At 64.6% G+C, this 18,526-nt stretch carries 23 protein-coding genes; 16 read left to right on the top strand and 7 right to left on the bottom strand.

Annotated features, from left to right (window positions below; translation table 11 throughout):
* Nucleotides 1–26 precede the first annotated feature (26 nt).
* The 7 genes from QJT78_RS04440 (at nucleotide 27) to QJT78_RS04410 (ending at nucleotide 4,609) form a co-directional block, all read left to right on the top strand.
* A complete protein-coding gene (locus QJT78_RS04440) occupies nucleotides 27–971 on the top strand; it encodes a heme o synthase (protein WP_028151627.1) in 945 nt (314 codons plus the stop codon).
* The gene (locus QJT78_RS04435; protein ID WP_014498510.1) at nucleotides 968–1,144 is read left to right on the top strand and encodes a hypothetical protein; all 177 of its coding nucleotides are present in this window, start codon (nucleotides 968–970) and stop codon (nucleotides 1,142–1,144) included. The genes QJT78_RS04440 and QJT78_RS04435 overlap by 4 nt, the downstream gene beginning before the upstream one ends.
* Nucleotides 1,145–1,149: 5 nt before the next feature.
* Nucleotides 1,150–1,800, top strand: a complete 651-nt coding sequence (locus QJT78_RS04430; protein WP_028151626.1) for a cytochrome c oxidase assembly protein — start codon at nucleotides 1,150–1,152, stop codon at nucleotides 1,798–1,800.
* Between the two features lie 79 nt (nucleotides 1,801–1,879).
* Nucleotides 1,880–2,776 (top strand): cytochrome c oxidase subunit 3, encoded by an 897-nt coding sequence (locus tag QJT78_RS04425; protein ID WP_028151625.1) that lies wholly within the window; start codon nucleotides 1,880–1,882, stop codon nucleotides 2,774–2,776.
* A 200-nt stretch (nucleotides 2,777–2,976) separates the two neighbouring features.
* Nucleotides 2,977–3,378, top strand: coding sequence for a DUF983 domain-containing protein (locus tag QJT78_RS04420; protein WP_028151624.1), 402 nt, complete (start codon nucleotides 2,977–2,979; stop codon nucleotides 3,376–3,378).
* Nucleotides 3,375–4,127, top strand: coding sequence for an SURF1 family cytochrome oxidase biogenesis protein (locus QJT78_RS04415; protein ID WP_028151623.1), 753 nt, complete (start codon nucleotides 3,375–3,377; stop codon nucleotides 4,125–4,127). The genes QJT78_RS04420 and QJT78_RS04415 overlap by 4 nt, the downstream gene beginning before the upstream one ends.
* Nucleotides 4,128–4,243: 116 nt before the next feature.
* Nucleotides 4,244–4,609 (top strand): nuclear transport factor 2 family protein, encoded by a 366-nt coding sequence (locus tag QJT78_RS04410; protein WP_028151622.1) that lies wholly within the window; start codon nucleotides 4,244–4,246, stop codon nucleotides 4,607–4,609.
* On the opposite strand, the gene QJT78_RS04405 is transcribed toward QJT78_RS04410, so the two are convergent.
* On the bottom strand, nucleotides 4,606–5,943 hold the full coding sequence (locus QJT78_RS04405; RefSeq protein ID WP_038942218.1) for a histidine kinase: 1,338 nt from the start codon (nucleotides 5,941–5,943) through the stop codon (nucleotides 4,606–4,608). The genes QJT78_RS04410 and QJT78_RS04405 overlap by 4 nt on opposite strands.
* Before the next feature lie 86 nt (nucleotides 5,944–6,029).
* Between QJT78_RS04405 and QJT78_RS04400 the strand changes: the two genes are divergently transcribed.
* The 5 genes from QJT78_RS04400 to QJT78_RS04380 all read left to right on the top strand — a co-directional run bounded on the left by QJT78_RS04400 (nucleotide 6,030) and on the right by QJT78_RS04380 (nucleotide 11,371).
* The gene (locus QJT78_RS04400; RefSeq protein WP_014498503.1) at nucleotides 6,030–6,674 is read left to right on the top strand and encodes a response regulator transcription factor; all 645 of its coding nucleotides are present in this window, start codon (nucleotides 6,030–6,032) and stop codon (nucleotides 6,672–6,674) included.
* Between the two features lie 579 nt (nucleotides 6,675–7,253).
* Nucleotides 7,254–8,672 carry a threonine synthase gene (thrC, locus tag QJT78_RS04395; RefSeq protein ID WP_014498502.1) on the top strand — a complete coding sequence of 473 codons (1,419 nt, stop codon included), beginning with the start codon at nucleotides 7,254–7,256 and terminating at the stop codon, nucleotides 8,670–8,672.
* Entirely contained in the window at nucleotides 8,669–9,958 is a 1,290-nt protein-coding gene (locus QJT78_RS04390; RefSeq protein WP_028148714.1) for a pitrilysin family protein, read from the top strand. The genes thrC and QJT78_RS04390 overlap by 4 nt, the downstream gene beginning before the upstream one ends.
* Nucleotides 9,959–9,997: 39 nt before the next feature.
* Nucleotides 9,998–10,585, top strand: coding sequence for a GNAT family protein (locus QJT78_RS04385; RefSeq protein WP_014498500.1), 588 nt, complete (start codon nucleotides 9,998–10,000; stop codon nucleotides 10,583–10,585).
* A gap of 132 nt (nucleotides 10,586–10,717) precedes the next feature.
* The gene (locus QJT78_RS04380; protein WP_028148713.1) at nucleotides 10,718–11,371 is read left to right on the top strand and encodes a hypothetical protein; all 654 of its coding nucleotides are present in this window, start codon (nucleotides 10,718–10,720) and stop codon (nucleotides 11,369–11,371) included.
* 275 nt (nucleotides 11,372–11,646) lie between these two features.
* Here QJT78_RS04380 and QJT78_RS04375 read toward each other — a convergent pair whose 3' ends face one another.
* The 5 genes from QJT78_RS04375 to QJT78_RS04355 all read right to left on the bottom strand — a co-directional run bounded on the left by QJT78_RS04375 (nucleotide 11,647) and on the right by QJT78_RS04355 (nucleotide 14,284).
* Entirely contained in the window at nucleotides 11,647–12,132 is a 486-nt protein-coding gene (locus QJT78_RS04375; protein WP_028148712.1) for an ATP F0F1 synthase subunit B, read from the bottom strand.
* A gap of 5 nt (nucleotides 12,133–12,137) precedes the next feature.
* On the bottom strand, nucleotides 12,138–12,701 hold the full coding sequence (locus QJT78_RS04370) for a F0F1 ATP synthase subunit B (RefSeq protein ID WP_028148711.1): 564 nt from the start codon (nucleotides 12,699–12,701) through the stop codon (nucleotides 12,138–12,140).
* Between the two features lie 62 nt (nucleotides 12,702–12,763).
* Nucleotides 12,764–12,994, bottom strand: coding sequence for a F0F1 ATP synthase subunit C (locus QJT78_RS04365; protein ID WP_007599451.1), 231 nt, complete (start codon nucleotides 12,992–12,994; stop codon nucleotides 12,764–12,766).
* Between the two features lie 53 nt (nucleotides 12,995–13,047).
* A complete protein-coding gene (locus QJT78_RS04360; protein WP_028148710.1) occupies nucleotides 13,048–13,797 on the bottom strand; it encodes a F0F1 ATP synthase subunit A in 750 nt (249 codons plus the stop codon).
* Nucleotides 13,798–13,909: 112 nt separating this feature from the next.
* Nucleotides 13,910–14,284 (bottom strand): AtpZ/AtpI family protein, encoded by a 375-nt coding sequence (locus QJT78_RS04355; RefSeq protein WP_028148709.1) that lies wholly within the window; start codon nucleotides 14,282–14,284, stop codon nucleotides 13,910–13,912.
* A gap of 75 nt (nucleotides 14,285–14,359) precedes the next feature.
* Between QJT78_RS04355 and QJT78_RS04350 the strand changes: the two genes are divergently transcribed.
* From QJT78_RS04350 to QJT78_RS04340, 3 genes are all read left to right on the top strand, one after another.
* Nucleotides 14,360–14,602 carry a hypothetical protein gene (locus QJT78_RS04350; RefSeq protein WP_162136478.1) on the top strand — a complete coding sequence of 81 codons (243 nt, stop codon included), beginning with the start codon at nucleotides 14,360–14,362 and terminating at the stop codon, nucleotides 14,600–14,602.
* Nucleotides 14,603–14,643: 41 nt separating this feature from the next.
* Nucleotides 14,644–15,162, top strand: a complete 519-nt coding sequence (locus tag QJT78_RS04345; RefSeq protein WP_028148708.1) for a hypothetical protein — start codon at nucleotides 14,644–14,646, stop codon at nucleotides 15,160–15,162.
* A 159-nt stretch (nucleotides 15,163–15,321) separates the two neighbouring features.
* Nucleotides 15,322–15,795, top strand: a complete 474-nt coding sequence (locus QJT78_RS04340; protein ID WP_028148707.1) for a secondary thiamine-phosphate synthase enzyme YjbQ — start codon at nucleotides 15,322–15,324, stop codon at nucleotides 15,793–15,795.
* Between the two features lie 81 nt (nucleotides 15,796–15,876).
* Here QJT78_RS04340 and QJT78_RS04335 read toward each other — a convergent pair whose 3' ends face one another.
* Complete coding sequence (locus QJT78_RS04335; protein WP_193375908.1) at nucleotides 15,877–17,502, bottom strand: MFS transporter; 1,626 nt, start codon at nucleotides 17,500–17,502, stop codon at nucleotides 15,877–15,879.
* Between the two features lie 343 nt (nucleotides 17,503–17,845).
* On the opposite strand from QJT78_RS04335, the gene QJT78_RS04330 reads away from it, so the two are divergent.
* Nucleotides 17,846–18,520, top strand: a complete 675-nt coding sequence (locus QJT78_RS04330; RefSeq protein ID WP_014498490.1) for a response regulator transcription factor — start codon at nucleotides 17,846–17,848, stop codon at nucleotides 18,518–18,520.
* Nucleotides 18,521–18,526: the final 6 nt, after the last annotated feature.

Raw genomic sequence — 18,526 nt, 5'->3', positions numbered from 1 at the left:
CTCTTTAGCGAAGCGAGTCAAAACTAGTGTCCGTCCTCGACCACAACGCCATCGACATCGATCCCCGCATCTCCGAAGCGGAGGTGGGCGACTACATTGCGCTGCTCAAGCCGCGGGTGATGTCGCTGGTGATCTTCACCGCGCTGGTCGGACTGGCGATGGCGCCCGGGCATTTCCACCCGGTGCTGGCCATCACCTCGCTGCTCTGCATCGCGGTCGGTGCCGGTGCTTCCGGAGCGCTCAACATGGCGCTCGAAGGCGATATCGACGCCAAGATGTCGCGCACGGCAAACCGGCCGATTCCGCGCGGCCGCATCACCCGTCCCGAGGCGATGGCGTTCGGCATGACGCTCGCCTTCTTCTCGGTGATGACGCTCGGCATCCTCGTCAACTGGATCGCGGGCGCGCTCCTCGCCTTCACCATCTTCTTCTACGTCGTGATCTACACGATGATCCTGAAGCGCCGGACCGCACAGAACATCGTGATCGGCGGCGCCGCCGGCGCGCTGCCGCCGGTCGTGGCGTGGGCCGCGGTGACGGGCACCGTCGACGTCGAGCCGCTGCTGCTGTTCGCCATCATCTTCTTCTGGACCCCGCCGCACTTCTGGGCGCTGGCGCTGTTCCGCTCCGACGACTATGCGCGTGCCGGCATTCCGATGCTGCCCAACGTCGCCGGTCCCGACGCGACGCGGCTTCAGATCCTGCTCTACACCATCGTGCTGATCGCGGTCGCCGCCGCCCCGTGGGCGCTCGGCTATTTCGACGCCATCTACGGCATCGTCTCACTGATCCTCGGCGCCGGCATGCTTGTGCTCGCGATCAACGTCTATATGCGCCGTGAGCGCAGCCAATCGCTGCGCGCGACCCGCAAGCTGTTCGCCTTCTCCATCCTTTATCTGTTCGCGCTGTTTGCGACCCTGCTGGCCGAGGTTGTGTTCCGGGCACTTGCTCCGATGGTAGGGGGCGCATGATCGCTGGAATGGCCGACAAACCTGAGATGAATGGAATCGTCCTCACGGAGGCGCAGAAGAAGAGCCGCCGCCAGCGCTCGATCGCGATCGCGCTCGCGCTCGGCGTGCTCGTGGTGCTGTTCTTCGCCGTCACCATCGTCAAGGGACCGGCAGTCCTCGTCCGGCCGATGTAGGAAACATGGATCGAGAGCCCACCATATCGCGGGATCAGAGCCGGACAGCCAGACAGGGGCGGGGGCCTTCCAAGGGTCTTGGCCGCGACGTGCTGGTCGCCTCGATCTGCGGCGGCGTGGTGGCGCTGATGGTCGGTGCCTCCTACGCGGCGGTGCCGTTCTACAACTGGTTCTGCCGCGCCACCGGCTTCAACGGCACGACGCAGGTTGCGACGTCGGCGCCCGCCACCGGCCCGATCGCCCGCAAGATCGCGGTGCGCTTCGATTCCAACGTCGCGCCCGGCCTGCCCTGGAAGTTCGAGCCGGAGCAGAGCGAGATCGAGGTCAATATCGGCCAGGTCGTGACCGTCTTTTACACCGTGACCAACCAGGCTGCGCGCACCACCGCGGGCCAGGCGGCCTACAACGTCGCGCCCCTGACGGTCGGCTCCTACTTCCAGAAGATCAACTGCTTCTGCTTCACCGAACAGACCATGGCGCCGGGCGAGAAGCGCGAGATGCCGGTCGTGTTCTACGTCGATCCGTCGATCGCCGACGATCACGAGAACGACGGACTGAACACGATCACGTTGTCCTACACGTTCTATCCGGTGCGCGATCCCGTGGTGAAGCCGCTGGCGTCGGGCGAAGACGACAAACGCAAGGGAAATCTCTGACCGCCGGGCTCGTGCCGCGGGGGTTGGACACAAGGGGATAAGTGCCGGACAGGCACGGGATTGAGGAGAGAGACCGCAAATGGCAACGGCGCACACCAAGCATCACGACTACCACCTGGTGGATCCCTCCCCGTGGCCCGTCGTCGGCTCTATCTCGGCCTTTGTCATGGCGGTCGGTGCGATCACCTGGATGCACCACATGTTCTCGGCCGCGCCGATCATCTTCGGTGCCGGCACCATCGGCGTGATCTACACCATGGCGAGCTGGTGGGCCGATGTGATCAAGGAAGCTCAGTACAAGGGCGATCACACCCGCGTCGTGCAGCTGCATCACCGCTACGGCATGATCCTGTTCATCGCCTCCGAGGTGATGTTCTTCGTCGCCTGGTTCTGGGCCTATTTCAACGCGGCGCTGTTCCCGGCCGACGCCGTCCACGCCACGCGCGACGCCGTGTTTGGCTGCGGTCTCGGCACCGCGGCTGGCGCCTGCGCCGTGCCCGGCACCTGGCCGCCGCATGGCATCGAGACCTTCGATCCCTGGCATCTGCCGCTCCTGAACACGCTGATACTGCTCACCTCCGGCACCACGGTGACCTGGGCGCACCACGCGCTGCTGGAAGGCGACCGCAAGGGTCTGAAGTACGGGCTGATCCTCACGGTCATCCTGGGCGCGCTCTTCACCTGCGTGCAGGCCTATGAGTATAGCCACGCGGCGTTCTCGTTCGGCGGCAACGTCTATGGCGCGACCTTCTTCATGGCGACCGGCTTCCACGGTTTCCATGTGCTGGTCGGCACCATCTTCCTGCTGGTCTGCCTGTTCCGCGCCTATGCCGGCCACTTCACCCCGACACAGCACCTCGGCTTCGAGTTCGCCGCCTGGTACTGGCACTTCGTCGACGTGGTCTGGCTGTTCCTGTTCCTCTGCATCTATGTGTGGGGACACGGCGCCGAGACCATGGCCCACGGCGCGCACTGAGCCGCATTGGACCGATCAGAAAGGGCGGCCGCAGGGCCGCCCTTTCGCTTTTGGGCCGCCGGAAGCTTCGGCGGAAACTGTGATCGAGCGTTTTCGAGCGAAGTGGATACCGGTTCGCGTGAAGAAAACGCGTCAAAACAAGAATCTGGAGCTTCGGTTCTGATTCAATCAGAACCGATAATGCTCTAGAGTTCGTCATCATGAACGATACCGCCGGCCCATCCGAGCCCGAGACGACCGTCCTGCAAAGCGCGATGCGCGGGCTTGCCTGCAAGTGCCCGCGCTGCGGCCAGGGCAAGCTCTATGCGGGCTTCCTGACACTCGCGCCCAGCTGCGACCGCTGCGGCCTCGACTATGCCTTCATCGACACCGGCGACGGTCCTGCGATCTTCATCATCATGCTGGCCGGCGGGATCGTCGTTGCGTGCGCGCTGATCGTCGAGGTCAAATACCAGCCGCCGTACTGGCTGCATGCCGCGCTGTGGCTGCCGCTGATCCTCGCGACCACGCTCTTGCCGCTGCGCGCGATGAAGTCGCTGCTGATCGCGCTGCAATTCCACCACAAGGCGGCGCCGGGCCGGCTGGTCGACCGCGCGAAATGAACGAGACCGCGCGCAAGCCCCGCGTGGCCGGCTTCGCGCTGTTCACGCTTTTCCTGGCCGCCGTCTTGGTCGCGCTCGGCGTCTGGCAATTGCAGCGCCGCGTCGCGAAACATCAGTTGATCGCCGCATTGACCGAGCGTCTCGCGGCGGCACCTGTTGCGTTGCCGCCGCCGTCGCAATGGAGCACGCTGACGCCGGAGCGGGACGAATTCCGTCGGGTCACATTTACGGCGACCTACGAGTCCCGTCTGGATGCGATGGTCTACAGTTCCGGCTCCGCCATCCGCTCCGACATTTCCGGCCCCGGCACCTGGGCTTTCCTTCCCGCACGGCTGCCTGGCGGCGATATGGTCGCGGTCAACGCGGGCTTCGTGCCGAACACCCAACAGGACCGCGCCCTGCAGGATCGGGCGGTCGCGCGACTCATTACCAACAAGCCGGCGATGTTGACCGGCTACGTCCGTTTCCCCGAAACAGCCAGCGTGCTGATGCCTGACGCTGAGCGTGACAAACGGCTGTGGTTCACCCGCGATCATCTCGCCATGTCCCGGGCGCTCGGCTGGGGCACGGTCGCGCCGTTCTACATCGACCTGGAGCGGCCGGTGCCCGAGAACGGCATTCCGCGTCCCGGCCCGCTCGACGTGCATCTGAAGGACGATCATCTGCAATACGCCATCACCTGGTTCGCGCTCGCCGGCGCGGTGCTGATCGCATTCGGGGTCTGGGCGAGGGGACGGCGTCCAGCCTGAAAATTTCCGTAGGTTCCCGGAGGAACCCGGTATCGCCCGGGGTTTATTATTCAGGACATATTCACGAGGGTGGTCCTAAGCCGCACGCAAATTTTCGCGGCAGACAGGATTTTGGTGTGAGCGATTTCGACCAGATGGGAATTGTCGTCGACTGGGTGGACGCCTGCCGGAAGGGCGACCTCGCGACGCTACTCGATCTCTATGCGGACGACGCCCGCGTCGAATGCATGTGCAACGGTAAGCGGCATTATCGCGGACGGCACGAGCTCGAAACCTATTGGGGACCGCGGCTCAGCACCTTCTCGTCGGCAGGCTTCGGTCTGGAGGAGATCAATCCAGTGCCGCACGGCATCGATCTCGAATATTCCGTCGCGGGCTCGCTGCGTATCCACGCCTCGTTTCGCTTCAGTGCCGAAGGCAAGATCTACAGCACCATGTGCGAGCCGGCGGAGCAGACCCCGCATGCCGATGGTGCGTGCTAGCCGGCCGCGGGCGCGTCTCCCGCCGTCTCGACCGGCAGGCGACAGCGTACATAGGTGCGCTGGTCGGCGCGCAGCAGTGACAGCGATCCGCTGAGCGCGCGCACGCGCTCGTGCATGCCCGTCAGGCCGCGGCCGAAGACGTTGTCGGCGGGAAAGCCGCCGCCGTCGTCGGAGATTTCAATCGTGAGCACCTCGCCGGCCATGGTCGCCAGCACATGGGCATTGTTCGCCCCGGCGTGGCGCAGCACGTTGGTCAGCGCCTCCTGGATCAGGCGATAGACGGTCTGGGCCAGCGGTCGGTCGATCTCGTTCAGACCAGGATCGATCGCGGCCGTCAGGCTGATATGCGGCGCCTGTCTGCGAAAGTTCTGGAGCAGCGTCTGCACGCTGGTCTCGAGCCCCAATTCCTCGATGTAGAGCGGCCGCAGCCGGTCGAGGATGCGACGGTTGGTCTGCTGGAGCGCCTCGACCGATCGCATCACCTCCTGCGCCGAATTGCCGAGATTTCCCGCCGGCAAGGCGTCGCTCAGCGCGATCGTGCTGGCACGGATGCCGAACAATAGCGGTCCGAGCTCGTCGTGCAGCTCGCGCGCGAGATCGCGCCGCTCGTCGTCCTGGAGCGACACCAGGCGGTGCAGCAGGTCGCGATTATCCTGACTCAATTGCGCGAGCGTCATCGCCAGCGCATTGGCTTCCTCGCAGCTCTGCCGGATCTCCTGCGGTCCTGCGACCGGGATAGGCGTTGCATAATCGCCGCGCCGGATTCGCGTGAGGCCTGCGCCGAGATCTTGCAGGGGACGCAGCACCGATCCCGCAAAGAGATAGGCAATGGTCCCGGTCAGCATCATCAGCACGGCGATGAGGCTCGTCAGCGCCAGGAAGCCGACCCATTTCTCGAACAGATCGGCTGACAGGTCCGGCATGAACACGATGTCGCCGACGCGCCTGCCGTCGATGATGACGGGAGATGCCGCGTCCATCTCCGGGATGGCGATCAGGTCCACGAACCAATGCGGCACGCCATGCAGATCACGCCGGCTATCCTTTGGAGAGGGGGCGGGACCTGCTTCCACTGAACGGAATTGAATATCCGAGGAGCTGTCCAAAGAATGGACAAATGCATCGAGTATCTTGCGCGGGTCGTCCGAGGCCTTCAGGCTGTTGTTGAGCGCCTCGGCGACCGTCCGGGTCGAGCGTCGGCCCGGCTCATTCTCGTCGGCAAGCTGCCCTGCCGCGAAGGTCTGGAGCAGCACGCCGCCCATGACCAGCGCGGCAAGGAAGCTCAAACCGAGCGGGAGAAACAATTGTGTTCTGAATGAGAGCCGCTGCCACATTAGGTCAATTCTAACGCGCAATGGCGGGATTTGCTCTTTCCATTTGTTCCCGGCGGTCTATGAGTCGAAAAACAAGAGAGCGCGCGATGCAAGATACCGCCAAACCGGCGACCCGAGTTCTGATCGTCGACGACCATCCCGTGGTGCTGTCAGGATGCCGCACCCTTTTCGCGTCCGACCACTCGATCCGTATCGACGAGGCGACCGACGCCAAATCCGGGCATCGTGCCTATATCAGCAAGCGGCCCGACGTCACCGTCATCGACATCAGCCTGCCCGACGTCTCCGGCTTCGAGCTGATGCGGCGGATCCGCAAGGACGACCCTGATGCCAAGATCATCATGTTCAGCATGAACGACGATCCGGCCTTCGTGGTACGGGCGGTCGAGCTGGGCGCGCAGGGCTATGTCTCAAAGGGAGACGATCCCCGGATTCTGCTCAAGGCTGTGCGCAAGGTGGTCGCCGGCGACAATTTCATCTCGCCGCAGCTCGCGGAGGCGGTCACGTTCTCCGGTGCGGCGATCAAGGCCAATCCGGCCTCGCAGATGACGCCGCGGGAGCTCGAAATTCTCCGCCTGCTCGGCCGTGGCGACAAGATCGTCGAGGTCGCCGAGGCGCTCGGCATCTCCTACAAGACGGTCGCCAACACCACGTCCCTGCTCAAGCAGAAGCTCGGCGCCAAGAACCATTCCGACCTGATCCGGATCGCGGTGGAAATCGGGATGAGCTGACGCCCGGGGGCGCTGGCGGCCCGCGGGCACCGGCGGCCCGGCACCGAACCGGCTGCTCCAGGTTGCAGCCGGTCCGGCCGGGCGGATCGGGTCTCGGCGCGTAGCCGGGCAATGCATGGACAGCGCCGACACCATCCGCCGACACAATGGGCCGGCGTGATATTCGTTCCTGAACTATCCGAAATTTCGGGAAAAAGCAGCAATGGCGCGCGAGCGCTCGCGGGGACGCCTCTGCGAAGCTCGAACCGTGCCGGGAAAAATAGGAACATTTTCTTGCCCCCGCCGTTTTAGCTCTTGACGATTTCGTGACGGGCGCCGAGAACTTGGCCGACAGTTTTGGCGGGCCGGCAACCCGCACGAGGCAAACCGGTCTGCACATATCAACGACAGACCTTCCAAGAGAAGGGCTGCGGCATCGCCGCAGCCCTTTTTCGTTGAGCGAGGCACAGGCGGGAAGCGGTTTCCCGATGCCGCAAAACACTTTATGGTGGCCCAACGCCTCTGGCTGTTAACAAGTAGTTTCATGAAATCAAAGGCTTATGGATCTGGCTCAAGGCCGGTCGGCCTTTGGAGGGCAGTTTGACTCGCTATATTTCGACCCGGGGCGAGGCCCCAGAACTCGGCTTCTGCGACGTGATGCTGACCGGGCTTGCCCGGGACGGCGGCCTGTATGTGCCGGTGACCTGGCCGCAGCTCTCGACCGAGGCCATCGCTGGCTTCTTCGGCCGCCCCTATTGGGAGGTCGCGGTCGACGTGATCCGTCCGTTCGCCGGCGGCGAGATTTCGGATGCCGAGCTCGGCCGCATGGCGAACGAGGCCTATGCCACCTTCCGCCATCCGGCGGTGGTGCCGCTGCGCCAGATGACGCCGCATCAATTCGTGCTGGAGCTGTTCCACGGCCCGACGCTCGCCTTCAAGGACGTGGCGATGCAGCTGATCTCGCGGCTGATGGACCACGTGCTCGCCAAGCGCGGCCAGCGCACCACCATCGTGGTCGCGACCTCCGGCGACACCGGTGGCGCCGCGGTCGACGCGTTCGCGGGCCTGGAGAATGTCGATCTCATCGTGCTGTTCCCGCACGGCCGCATCTCCGAGGTGCAGCAGCGGATGATGACGACCACGGGCGCGGCCAACGTCCATGCGCTCGCCATCGAGGGCAATTTCGACGACTGCCAGGCGCTCGTGAAGGGGATGTTCAACAACCATCGCTTCCGCGATGCGACCTCGCTCTCCGGCGTCAACTCCATCAACTGGGCGCGCATCGTCGCCCAGGTGGTCTACTACTTCACCTCCGCCGTCGCCGCCGGTGCGCCGGCGCGCACGGTGGATTTCGTCGTGCCGACCGGAAATTTCGGCGACATCTTTGCCGGCTATGTCGCCAAGCGCATGGGGCTGCCGGTGCGCACGCTGCGCATCGCCGCCAACGTCAACGACATCCTGGCGCGCACGCTCAAGACCGGGATCTACGAGGTGCGCGAGGTGCACGCCACCGCGTCGCCATCGATGGACATCCAGATCTCATCGAATTTCGAGCGGCTGCTGTTCGAGGCCGGCCGGCGCGATGCGGCCGGCGTGCGCCGACTGATGGACTCGCTGAAGCAGTCGGGGCGCTTCGTGTTGCCTGACGCGATGCTGGCCGCAATCCGTGAAGAATTCGACGCCGGCCGGGCCGACGAGACCGAAACCGCAGCCGCTATCCGCGCCGCCTGGCGCGAGGCGGGCGAGCTGGTCGATCCCCATACCGCGGTCGCGCTTGCTGTCGCCGACCGCGACACCACTGACACGACGGTGCCCAGCATCGTGCTCTCCACCGCTCATCCGGCCAAATTCCCCGATGCGGTCGAGGCAGCCTGCGGCCAGCGGCCGCAATTGCCCGCCTGGCTCGACGGTCTCATGACCAAATCCGAACACATGAAGGTGATGAAGAACGATCAGGCCGAGGTCGAGCGGTTCGTGCTGTCGGTCAGCCGGGCCGCAAAACAGGGAGTTGCCGGATGAGTGTCGAGATGTCCAAGCTTGCCTCCGGCCTGACCGTCGTCACCGACGAGATGCCCCATCTCGAGACCGCGGCGCTCGGCGTCTGGGCCGGCGTTGGCGGGCGCGACGAGAAGCCGAACGAGCACGGCATCTCGCATCTGCTCGAGCACATGGCGTTCAAGGGCACGACCAAGCGCTCCTCGCGCGAGATCGTCGAGGAGATCGAGGCGGTCGGCGGCGACCTCAATGCCGGCACCTCGACCGAGACCACGTCCTATTATGCGCGGGTGCTGAAGGCCGACGTGCCGCTCGCGCTCGACGTGCTCGCCGACATCCTCGCCAATCCCGCTTTCGAGCCCGACGAGCTCGAGCGCGAGAAGAACGTCATCGTGCAGGAGATCGGCGCCGCGCAGGACACGCCCGACGACGTCGTGTTCGAGCATCTCAACGAGCTCTGCTATCCCGACCAGCCGATGGGCCGCTCGCTGCTCGGCACCGCCAAGACCTTGCGTGCCTTCAACCGCGACATGCTGCGCGGTTATCTGTCGACGCATTATCGCGGCCCCGACATGGTGGTGGCGGCAGCCGGCGCGGTCAATCATAAACAGGTCGTCGCCGAGGTCGAGAAGCGCTTCGCGAGCTTCGAGGGGACGCCGGGTCCGAAGCCGCAAGCCGCCCAGTTCGGCAAAGGCGGCGCCAAGGTGGTGCATCGCGAGCTCGAGCAGGCGCATCTGACGCTGGCGCTGGAAGGCGTGCCGCAGAGCGATCTGTCGTTGTTCTCGCTCCAGGTCTTCACCAACATCCTCGGCGGCGGGATGTCGTCACGGCTGTTCCAGGAGGTGCGCGAGAAGCGCGGCCTCTGCTACTCCATCTACTCGTTCCACGCGCCCTATACCGACACGGGCTTCTTCGGCCTCTACACCGGCACCGATCCTGCCGACGCGCCGGAGATGATGGAGGTCGTGGTCGACATCATGAATGATTCGGTGGAGACGCTGACCGAGGCCGAGATCGCGCGGGCCAAGGCGCAGATGAAGGCGGGCCTCCTGATGGCGCTGGAGAGCTGCTCGTCCCGCGCCGAGCAGCTGGCCCGGCATGTGCTGGCCTATGGCCGGCCGCAGACGGTCGAGGAACTGGTGGCCCGGATCGACGCCGTCAGCGTCGAATCGACCCGGGATGCCGCGCGTGCGCTGCTTTCGCGGAGCCGCCCTGCAGTTGTCGCATTGGGCAGTGGCAGGGGTCTGGACACGGCGGTGTCTTTTGCGGAAGGATTGACCCGGGCACGTGCCAAGGCGCGGCTGCATTAGGAGCGGCGCACGGGCTGATCTGCCCCGGGAAGCATCACCATGGCCCTGTTTCGCCTGCCATCCAGTGGACCCGCCGCCCTCGCGCCGCGCGGCAACGGCCTGTTGCTGCGCGCGCCGCAGATGTCGGACTTCATCCAGTGGGCACATTTGCGCGAGTCCAGCCGCGATTACCTGACGCCCTGGGAGCCGATCTGGCCGTCGGATGACTTGACCCGGTCCGGCTTCCGCCGCCGCCTGCGGCGCTATTCCGAGGACATCGCTGCGGACCGCTCCTATCCCTTCCTGATCTTCCGTGAGCTCGACGGCGCCATGGTCGGCGGCATCACGCTCGCCAATGTCCGCCGCGGCATCGTCCAGGCCGGCACCATCGGCTATTGGGTCGGCAAGCCTCATGCCCATCGCGGCTACATGACGGCGGCACTGCGGGTGCTGCTGCCGACGCTGTTCGGCGAGCTCAATCTGCATCGGGTCGAGGCCGCCTGCATCCCCACCAATGCGCCGTCGATCCGGGTGCTGGAGAAGTGCGGCTTCTCCCGCGAGGGCCTGGCGCGCCGCTATCTCTGCATCAACGGGGTCTGGCAGGACCACCTGCTGTTCGGCCTGCTGCACGAGGATTTCCGCGGCTGAGCCCTCATGCCTGAGCCCAAAGTCTCATTGGACTGCCTTGCTTGCCTGCCTTGGGTTCGCCGATTTTGACGATATAACGCGCGAGGCCCGGCCGGCGATCGGCCGGAAGATGGTCATGGAGTATGGGCGTTGATGGTGAAGAAGCTTCGGTCATCGCGGAATGCGTTGCGGCGGGGAACGGGGATCGCGCTGGCGTTGTCGGTTGCGCTCGCCGCCGTCTCGCCGGTCGCGGCCCAGTCCCTGAGCGACCGCTTCAAGAGCCTGTTCGGCGGCAAGTCCGACGAGCCGGCCCAGCCCAAGCCGGCGCCCGCGCCCGGCCAGCCGGCGGCCGATGACGAGGTCGATTGTCCGCAGGTCACGGTGCGTGCCGGGGCTTCGACCTACGCGGTCGGCGCCGCCGGCAAGCCGGCCGTCGGCAATGAGATCCGCTTCCAGGCCACGATCACCAAGATGGCGCGTGAATGTGCCCGAAATGGCGGCGATATCACCGCCCGGATCGGCATCCAGGGCCGTGTCATCGCCGGTCCCGCGGGTGCGCCTGCGACCGTCGAGGTGCCCTTGCGCATTGCCGTGGTGCAGGGTGGCGTCGGCGAGAAGGTGATCGCCTCGAAGGCCTACCGGACCACGGTCGAGATGTCGGAGGGCGGCAGCGTGCCCTTCACCTTCATTGCCGAGGATCTGGCCTATCCGATGCCTTCGGCCAAGGTCGCCGATTCCTACATCTTCTATGTCGGCTTCGACCCGCAGGCGCTCTCGCCCGAGCCGAAGGCAAAGAAGAAGAAGTAGGGCAAGATCTCGCGGCAATCTCAACTGTCATTGCCCGCGACCCGTCTACGCCAAGGCTTCGCCGGGGTTTGAGGTCTAGGGGCGCCGAAGCTTTAGCGTAGGCGGCAGGCGGGCAATTCAGTATTCCGAGACAGCGAGGCCAGAATCGAGATGCCGCGGCGTACTGGATCACCCGCCTTCCCGGGTGATGACATCCGGCGTGTTGCTACAGACACCGTCAAACAAAAAAGCCGGCGCTCGCGCGCCGGCTTTTTGATTGGTGAAGGCAAAGCCCCTCAGTTCAGCTTCTGCCGAACCTCGTTGATGCCCTTGGCGAGCAGGTCGTCGGCGACCTGGCCCTTGACCGACTGCGACAGGATCGTGGAGGCGGCCTGGACGGCGGCTTCCGCGGCTGCGGCGCGGACATCTGCCACCGCCTGGGCCTCGGCGAGCGCGATCTTGCTCTCCGCGGTCTTGGTGCGGCGGGCGACGAAGTCTTCCATCTTCGCCTTGGCTTCGGTCGCGATGCGCTCGGCTTCGGACTTGGCGTTGGCGATGATGTCGGCAGCCTCGCGCTCGGCCGTGGCACTGCGCGCCTTGTAGTCGGCCAGCACCTTGGCAGCTTCCTGCTTGAGGCGTGTGGCGTCGTCGAGCTCGGCCTTGATACGGGCCGCGCGATGATCCAGAGCGGTCATCGCCGACTTGAACACGCCGAGATAGCCGAACAGGACCATCAGGATCACGAAGGCGATGGCGACCCAGGTTTCAGGATCGAAGAACATATCGACTAACCCTTCAAGGACGCATCGACGGCGGCATTGACCGACGCGGCGTCAGGCGCGATGCCGGCGAGCTGCTGCACGATCTGGCCTGCCGCATCGGCCGCGATACCGCGGACGTTGCTCATGGCGGCGGCACGGGTCGAGGCGATGGTCTTCTCCGCCCCGGCGAGCTTGGCCGCCAATTGTTCTTCCAGCGCCTTGCGCTCGGCTTCCGCCTGCGCATTCGCCTTGTCGCGGGATTCGTTGCCGATCGCCTGTGCCCGCGCGCGCGCCGAAGCGAGCTCGGTTTCATAGGCCTTCAGCGCCGCGTCGGACTGGTCCTTCAGCTTCTGCGCTTCGGCGAGGTCGCCCTCGATCTTGTTCTGACGCGCCTCGATCGCACCGCCGACACGCGGCAGAGCAAGCTTGGACACGATCACGTAAAGCGCGACGAAGAAAATCGCGAGCCACACCAGCTGTGAAGCGTAGGTGCTGCTCTCGAACGGCGGAAAACCGCCACCGTGACCGCCTTCGGCCCCGGTGTGGGCGCCCGCCGCCGGACTTTTCGCCCCGCCATGACTTTCAGCCATGGATTACTCCTGTTGCAGTCATGCGCGCCGCTTCGGTCGAAGCGGCGCGAAGAACGTCGTCCTCAGAGCGGAACGAACAGCAGCAGCAGCGCGATCAGAAGCGAGAAGATGCCGAGAGCTTCGGTCACGGCGAAGCCGAAGATCAGGTTACCGAACTGGCCCTGAGCGGCCGACGGGTTGCGCACGGCTGCGGCAAGGTAGTTGCCGAAGATCACGCCCACGCCGACGCCCGCGCCGCCCATGCCGATGCATGCGATGCCCGCGCCGATAAGTTTTGCTGCTGCCGGATCCATTTTAGACTCCTTGGAAGAAAGATTGGGTTGTGGGTGGAAATTCCCCGGACCGCTCAGTGTCCCGGATGAATGGCGTCGTTCAGGTAGATGCAGGTCAGGATCGCAAACACATAGGCCTGCAGGAACGCGACCAGAATCTCGAGAGCGTACAGTGCGACCGTGAGCGCCAGCGGCAGCACGCCGCCGACCCAGCCGAGGGCGCCGAGCGAGAAGCCGAGCATGGCGACGAAGCCCGCGAACACCTTCAGTGCGATGTGGCCGGCCAGCATGTTGGCGAACAGACGGACGCTGTGGGAGACCGGCCGCAGGAAGAACGACAGAATCTCGATGAACATCACCAGCGGCAGGATGTAGCCGGGGACGCCGTGGGGCACGAAGATCGAGAAGAATTTCAGGCCGTTCTTGGCGACGCCGTAGATCAGGACGGTGAAGAAGACCAGGAGCGCGAGTGCCGCCGTCACGATCAGATGGCTCGAGATCGTGAACGTGTAGGGGATGATGCCGACCAGGTTCGAGACGCAGATGAACATGAACAGCGAGAAGATCAGCGGGAAGAACTTCATGCCTTCCGCGCCGGCCGTCGAGCGGATGGTCGATGCCACGAACTCGTAGGAGATTTCGGCGACCGACTGGAGGCGCCCGGGAACCAGCTGCGTGCCGCTGGCGAGCATCAGGATCGAGATGATCGCGACCGCCACCAGCATGTAGAGCGATGAATTGGTAAAGGCGATCGTCTGATTGCCGATATGGCCGATCGTGAAGAGAGGCTCGATGTTGAACTGGTGGATCGGATCGATTTTCATCAGCGCGGCATCTCTTGGTCTGCCGGGCAATGCCGGCGGGTCTCGGTCTGCCGGCCGGGCCGGCCCGTGCCGGCATGGCCGGCACGATCATTCCTCTGTTGGTGCGGACCGCTTAAGAACCACCGCGCCTGTTCTGACCCGCGCCTGCCGTTCTCACCACATTCACCACGCCGGCCACGAAGCCCAGCAGCAGGAACACGATAAATCCGAAAGGCGACGTCGACAGCAAGCGGTCGAAACCCCAGCCAATCCCCGCTCCGACAACGACCCCGGCGACCAACTCGGAGGATAACCGGAAACCAAGCGCCATCGCCGAGGCTCTGGCCGCTCTGTCTTCACCGTCACCTGCGGGTTGCTCGGTCTTGATTCGTCGGTCCCGGAATTCGGACAACCGCTGATCAAGATTCCCGAGCCGTTCGGAAAGCGCAGCTTCCTCGGACGATCTATCGCGATCCCCATTCTCGCCGTGCCCCGTGCCCTGTGTCATGCAACGAAGACCCGAAACGCCGCGGCTGAATGGAAATTACGCCCGCCACCCTCAAAAGCCGCGCGGACCATACTGATGGCCCATAATCAAGTCAAGCCAAGTCACGATTGCGTCGCGTTCTATTATCTATCTGATTTATTTGATGATATTGGCGCGCGCGGCAACGCTGCACACAGCGTGACGCCGCACCGCAGCAGCTCTCTTCATGATCGGCGAATGCGACCACCATTTCGTCCTGCCGGCGGGATCAAAGGGATTGCCGCGATCGTTGATATCGGTGGCGCGTTTTGGGCGGCAGATCGCCTCGCCCGGGTGTAGAATTGAAGAGAAGCCGCAGAAGCGCCATGGCGGAGAGCGCGATGAGACCAGCAAATTCATCCACAGCATCATGGCTTGCAGCGGCGGTATTCGCCGCGGTGATAACCATCGGCGGCGGCCTCGTTGCCGCACAGTCCGCGCCCGACAGCGAAAACGGCCGCTACAGCATGACGCCCATCCCCGAAGGCGTGCTGCGGCTCGACACCCGCACCGGCACGGTATCGACCTGCAGCAAGAACGGCGCCGGCTGGGCCTGTTACGCGGTGCCCGACGAACGCACCGCGCTCGACGCCGAGATCGGCCGGCTCCAGGCCGAAGTCGAGAAGCTGAAGGGGCAGATCGCGGCGGGGCCGACCGTATCCGGCAAGATCGACGAGGCGCTGCCGAAATCCGATCCGCTCAAGAAGGACCCGAAGGTCGCCGAGGGGGACCGCAAGATCGAGATTCCGCTGCCCAGCGACCAGGATGTCGATCGGGTGATGTCGTTCCTGGAAAAGGCCTGGCGCCGGCTGATCGACATGGCCAACCGCGTGCAGAAGGACGTCTCGGGGAAGATTTGAGGATCCCTTCGGGCTATCCATGCGTTGAGCTGCCGTAGGGTGGGCAAAGGCGTTCTGACGCCGTGCCCACCATGTTTCCACCGCGACGTAAGAAGACGTGGCACGTCGCTGCGCGCCTTTGCCCACCCTACGGCAGTGTTCGATCAATCGAGACATTTGATGACATCAGGCAAATCCGTCACGCGCTCGGCGCCAACGTCGGTGCAAGTCACCACCGTCGCATCGTCACTGCTGACCGTGCAGACCCCCGGCCGCGGCTTCACCGATCTCACCAGCGAAGTCGCGAAGTTCATCAATGAGGTTCAGGCGCGCGATGGCGCGCTGACGCTGTTCATCCGGCACACCTCGGCTTCGCTGACGATCCAGGAGAACGCCGATCCGTCCGTGCTGGTCGATCTCACCACGGCACTGTCGCGGCTCGCGCCCGAGAACGCCGGCTGGACCCACGACACCGAGGGACCGGACGACATGCCGGCGCACGTCAAGACCATGCTGACGCAGACCTCGCTTCAGGTCCCGGTCCTGAACGGCAAGCTCGCGCTCGGCACCTGGCAGGCGATCTACCTGATCGAGCATCGCGCCCGCCCGCACCGGCGCGAAGTGGTGCTGCAATTCATCGGCAGCAATCAGTAAGGGCTGAAAACCAGTAAGGGCTGAAAGCAAAACCGGCCGCGGAGACCGCGGCCGGTTCGTATTGTCGATCGCTGCTGTCGATCAGGTCGCCTTGATGTCGACGTCCTTGGTCTCGGGCAGGAAGAAGAAGCCGATCACGACGGTAATCGATGCGAAGATGACCGGATACCAGAGACCCGCATAGATATCGCCTGTGGAAGCCACGATCGCGAACGCGGTCGCGGGCAGCAGGCCGCCGAACCAGCCGTTACCGATGTGGTAGGGCAGCGACATTGAGGTGTAGCGGATGCGGGTCGGGAACAGTTCGACCAGCATCGCGGCGATCGGGCCGTACACCATGGTGACGAAGATCACCAGGATGAACAGCAGCCCGACAGTCGCGGCCACCTGCGGACGGAAGATGTCGAACGGATGCGACATCTTCACGATGCCCGCGTCGCCCGGCTTCGGATAGCCGGCTGCCTGCACGGCGGCGAGCAGCGCGGGATTGCCGTCCTTGGCGTTGGCATAGGCGATGTCCTTGCCGTTGACCACCACCTTCACGCCGGAGCCGGCCGGGCCGGGCACGGTCGAGTACCTGACCGACGCGCCCGACAGGAAGGCGCGTGCGGTGTCGCAAGGCGCGCTGAAGACGCGGGTGCCGACCGGGTTGAACAGGTCGCCGCAACCCGCGGGATCCGCCACGACGTCGACCTTGACCGACTCGATCGCCTTTTCCAGCGCCGGGTTGGCGTTGGTGGTGATCATCTTGAAGATCGGGAAGAAGGTCAGCGCCGCGATCAGACAGCCGCCGAGGATGATCGGCTTGCGGCCGATCTTGTCGGACAGCACGCCGAACACGATGAAGAAGCCGGTGCCGAGCAGCAGCGACCAGGCGATCAGGAGGTTGGCGGTATAGCCGTCGACCTTCAGGATCGATTGTAGGAAGAACAGCGCGTAGAACTGGCCGGTGTACCAGACCACGCCCTGGCCCATCACGCCGCCGAGCAGCGCGAGCAGAACGAGCTTGCCGTTCTGCCAGTTGCCGAAGGCTTCCGTCAGCGGCGCCTTCGAGCTCTTCCCCTCGTCCTTCATTTTCTGGAAGATCGGGGATTCGTTGAGGCGGAGCCGGATCCAGACCGAGATACCGAGCAGCAGCACCGAGACCAGGAACGGGATGCGCCAGCCCCAGGCCGCGAAATCGGCCTCGCCGATCGCACTGCGGGTGAACAGGATCACCAACAGCGACAGGAACAGGCCGAGCGTGGCGGTCGTCTGAATGAACGAGGTGTAGTAGCCGCGCTTGCCGTTCGGCGCGTGCTCCGCGACATAGGTCGCCGCACCGCCATATTCACCGCCGAGCGCCAGGCCCTGGGCGAGGCGCAGCGCGATCAGGATGATCGGGGCCGCGATGCCGATCGTCGCAGCGTTCGGCAGCAGGCCGACGATGAAGGTCGACAGACCCATGATCAGGATGGTGACGAGGAAGGTGTATTTGCGGCCGACGATGTCGCCGACGCGGCCGAACACGATGGCCCCGAACGGACGGACGAGGAAGCCCGCGGCGAAGGCCAGCAGCGCGAAGATGTCGCGGGTTGCCGGCGGATAGGCCGAGAAGAACTGCGCGCCGATGATGCCGGCCAGCGAACCGTAGAGGTAGAAGTCGTACCACTCGAAGACGGTACCGAGCGAGGAGGCGAGAATGACGAACCGTTCGTCCTTCGTCATTCCTCCCGCGCCCGCCTGAGACACAGCCATTGTCGACATGTTGAGTCGCTCCCCGAAATGCGTTTCCTCGCGCCCCGGATATCCGGTCATGCCGGATCAACCCAGGTCTTGGCTCCAAGGTAACATCGGCGTGAAACCCGCCCCAATACGACTTTCGGCCTTGCGCACTGACGCGCACCTGACGCCGCGGACCTTTCAATCCGGCAGGATCGCGCTCGACCATGGGTTAACCCCGTTCCCGCAAAGGGATAATGCCCACTTGCATGCCACGGCCGGTCGGGAAAGAATTGACCAAGGCCCCGGGCCGGCCTACTGGCCCGGTGTGAATGCCAGCAAGAGAACGATGAGCGCTCCTTCGACCCATCTCGTCATTGCCGATGACCATCCACTGTTCCGCGACGCGTTGCGGCAAGCGGTGGCGGGCGTCCTGACCTCGGCCAGGATCGACGAGGCCGGATCGTTCGAGGATCTCACCAAGCTGCTGGAACAGACATCCGACGTCGATCTGGTCCTGCTCGACCTCTCGATGCCCGGGATCTCCGGCTTTTCCGGGCTGATCTATCTGCGCGCGCAGTACCCGGCCATCCCGGTGGTGATCGTCTCGGCCTCCGACGACAGCGCCACGATTCGCCGCTCGCTCGATTTCGGCGCCTCCGGCTTCATCCCGAAGCGATTCGGCGTCGAGACCTTGCGCGACGCGATCCTCAAGGTGATGGAGGGGGACGTCTGGGTTCCCACCGACACCGATCTATCGGCTGCCGCCGATCCCGACATGACGCGCCTGCGCGACCGCCTGGTGACGCTGACGCCGCAACAGGTCCGGGTCTTGATGATGCTGTCGGAAGGGCTGCTCAACAAGCAGATCGCCTACGAGCTCGGCGTCTCCGAAGCCACCATCAAGGCGCATGTCTCGGCGATCCTGCAAAAGCTCGGCGTCGAGAGCCGCACGCAGGCGGTGATTGCCGCGGCGAAGATCGCCGGCGGCCAGTGGAAGCAGGGCACCCCGACGGGATCGTAGACCGCG

This window comes from Bradyrhizobium sp. Mp27 (assembly GCF_029953005.1).
GTDB classification, from domain to species: domain Bacteria; phylum Pseudomonadota; class Alphaproteobacteria; order Rhizobiales; family Xanthobacteraceae; genus Bradyrhizobium; species Bradyrhizobium barranii.
Note: the sequence above shows the minus strand (reverse complement) of the source record. Positions and strands in the feature narration are given on the sequence as shown.

What these genes read in the sequence shown, in the direction of transcription:
- QJT78_RS04435 (WP_014498510.1), top strand. Translation starts at nt 968, where the DNA reads ATGATCGCTGGAATGGCCGACAAACCTGAGATGAATGGAATCGTCCTC.
- QJT78_RS04430 (WP_028151626.1), top strand. Translation starts at nt 1,150, where the DNA reads ATGGATCGAGAGCCCACCATATCGCGGGATCAGAGCCGGACAGCCAGA.
- QJT78_RS04425 (WP_028151625.1), top strand. Translation starts at nt 1,880, where the DNA reads ATGGCAACGGCGCACACCAAGCATCACGACTACCACCTGGTGGATCCC.
- QJT78_RS04420 (WP_028151624.1), top strand. Translation starts at nt 2,977, where the DNA reads ATGAACGATACCGCCGGCCCATCCGAGCCCGAGACGACCGTCCTGCAA.
- QJT78_RS04415 (WP_028151623.1), top strand. Translation starts at nt 3,375, where the DNA reads ATGAACGAGACCGCGCGCAAGCCCCGCGTGGCCGGCTTCGCGCTGTTC.
- QJT78_RS04405 (WP_038942218.1), bottom strand. Translation starts at nt 5,943, where the DNA reads ATGTGGCAGCGGCTCTCATTCAGAACACAATTGTTTCTCCCGCTCGGT.
- QJT78_RS04400 (WP_014498503.1), top strand. Translation starts at nt 6,030, where the DNA reads ATGCAAGATACCGCCAAACCGGCGACCCGAGTTCTGATCGTCGACGAC.
- QJT78_RS04390 (WP_028148714.1), top strand. Translation starts at nt 8,669, where the DNA reads ATGAGTGTCGAGATGTCCAAGCTTGCCTCCGGCCTGACCGTCGTCACC.
- QJT78_RS04385 (WP_014498500.1), top strand. Translation starts at nt 9,998, where the DNA reads ATGGCCCTGTTTCGCCTGCCATCCAGTGGACCCGCCGCCCTCGCGCCG.
- QJT78_RS04380 (WP_028148713.1), top strand. Translation starts at nt 10,718, where the DNA reads ATGGTGAAGAAGCTTCGGTCATCGCGGAATGCGTTGCGGCGGGGAACG.
- QJT78_RS04375 (WP_028148712.1), bottom strand. Translation starts at nt 12,132, where the DNA reads ATGTTCTTCGATCCTGAAACCTGGGTCGCCATCGCCTTCGTGATCCTG.
- QJT78_RS04370 (WP_028148711.1), bottom strand. Translation starts at nt 12,701, where the DNA reads ATGGCTGAAAGTCATGGCGGGGCGAAAAGTCCGGCGGCGGGCGCCCAC.
- QJT78_RS04365 (WP_007599451.1), bottom strand. Translation starts at nt 12,994, where the DNA reads ATGGATCCGGCAGCAGCAAAACTTATCGGCGCGGGCATCGCATGCATC.
- QJT78_RS04360 (WP_028148710.1), bottom strand. Translation starts at nt 13,797, where the DNA reads ATGAAAATCGATCCGATCCACCAGTTCAACATCGAGCCTCTCTTCACG.
- QJT78_RS04355 (WP_028148709.1), bottom strand. Translation starts at nt 14,284, where the DNA reads ATGACACAGGGCACGGGGCACGGCGAGAATGGGGATCGCGATAGATCG.
- QJT78_RS04350 (WP_162136478.1), top strand. Translation starts at nt 14,360, where the DNA reads ATGGCCCATAATCAAGTCAAGCCAAGTCACGATTGCGTCGCGTTCTAT.
- QJT78_RS04345 (WP_028148708.1), top strand. Translation starts at nt 14,644, where the DNA reads ATGAGACCAGCAAATTCATCCACAGCATCATGGCTTGCAGCGGCGGTA.
- QJT78_RS04340 (WP_028148707.1), top strand. Translation starts at nt 15,322, where the DNA reads ATGACATCAGGCAAATCCGTCACGCGCTCGGCGCCAACGTCGGTGCAA.
- QJT78_RS04335 (WP_193375908.1), bottom strand. Translation starts at nt 17,502, where the DNA reads ATGACGAAGGACGAACGGTTCGTCATTCTCGCCTCCTCGCTCGGTACC.
- QJT78_RS04330 (WP_014498490.1), top strand. Translation starts at nt 17,846, where the DNA reads ATGAGCGCTCCTTCGACCCATCTCGTCATTGCCGATGACCATCCACTG.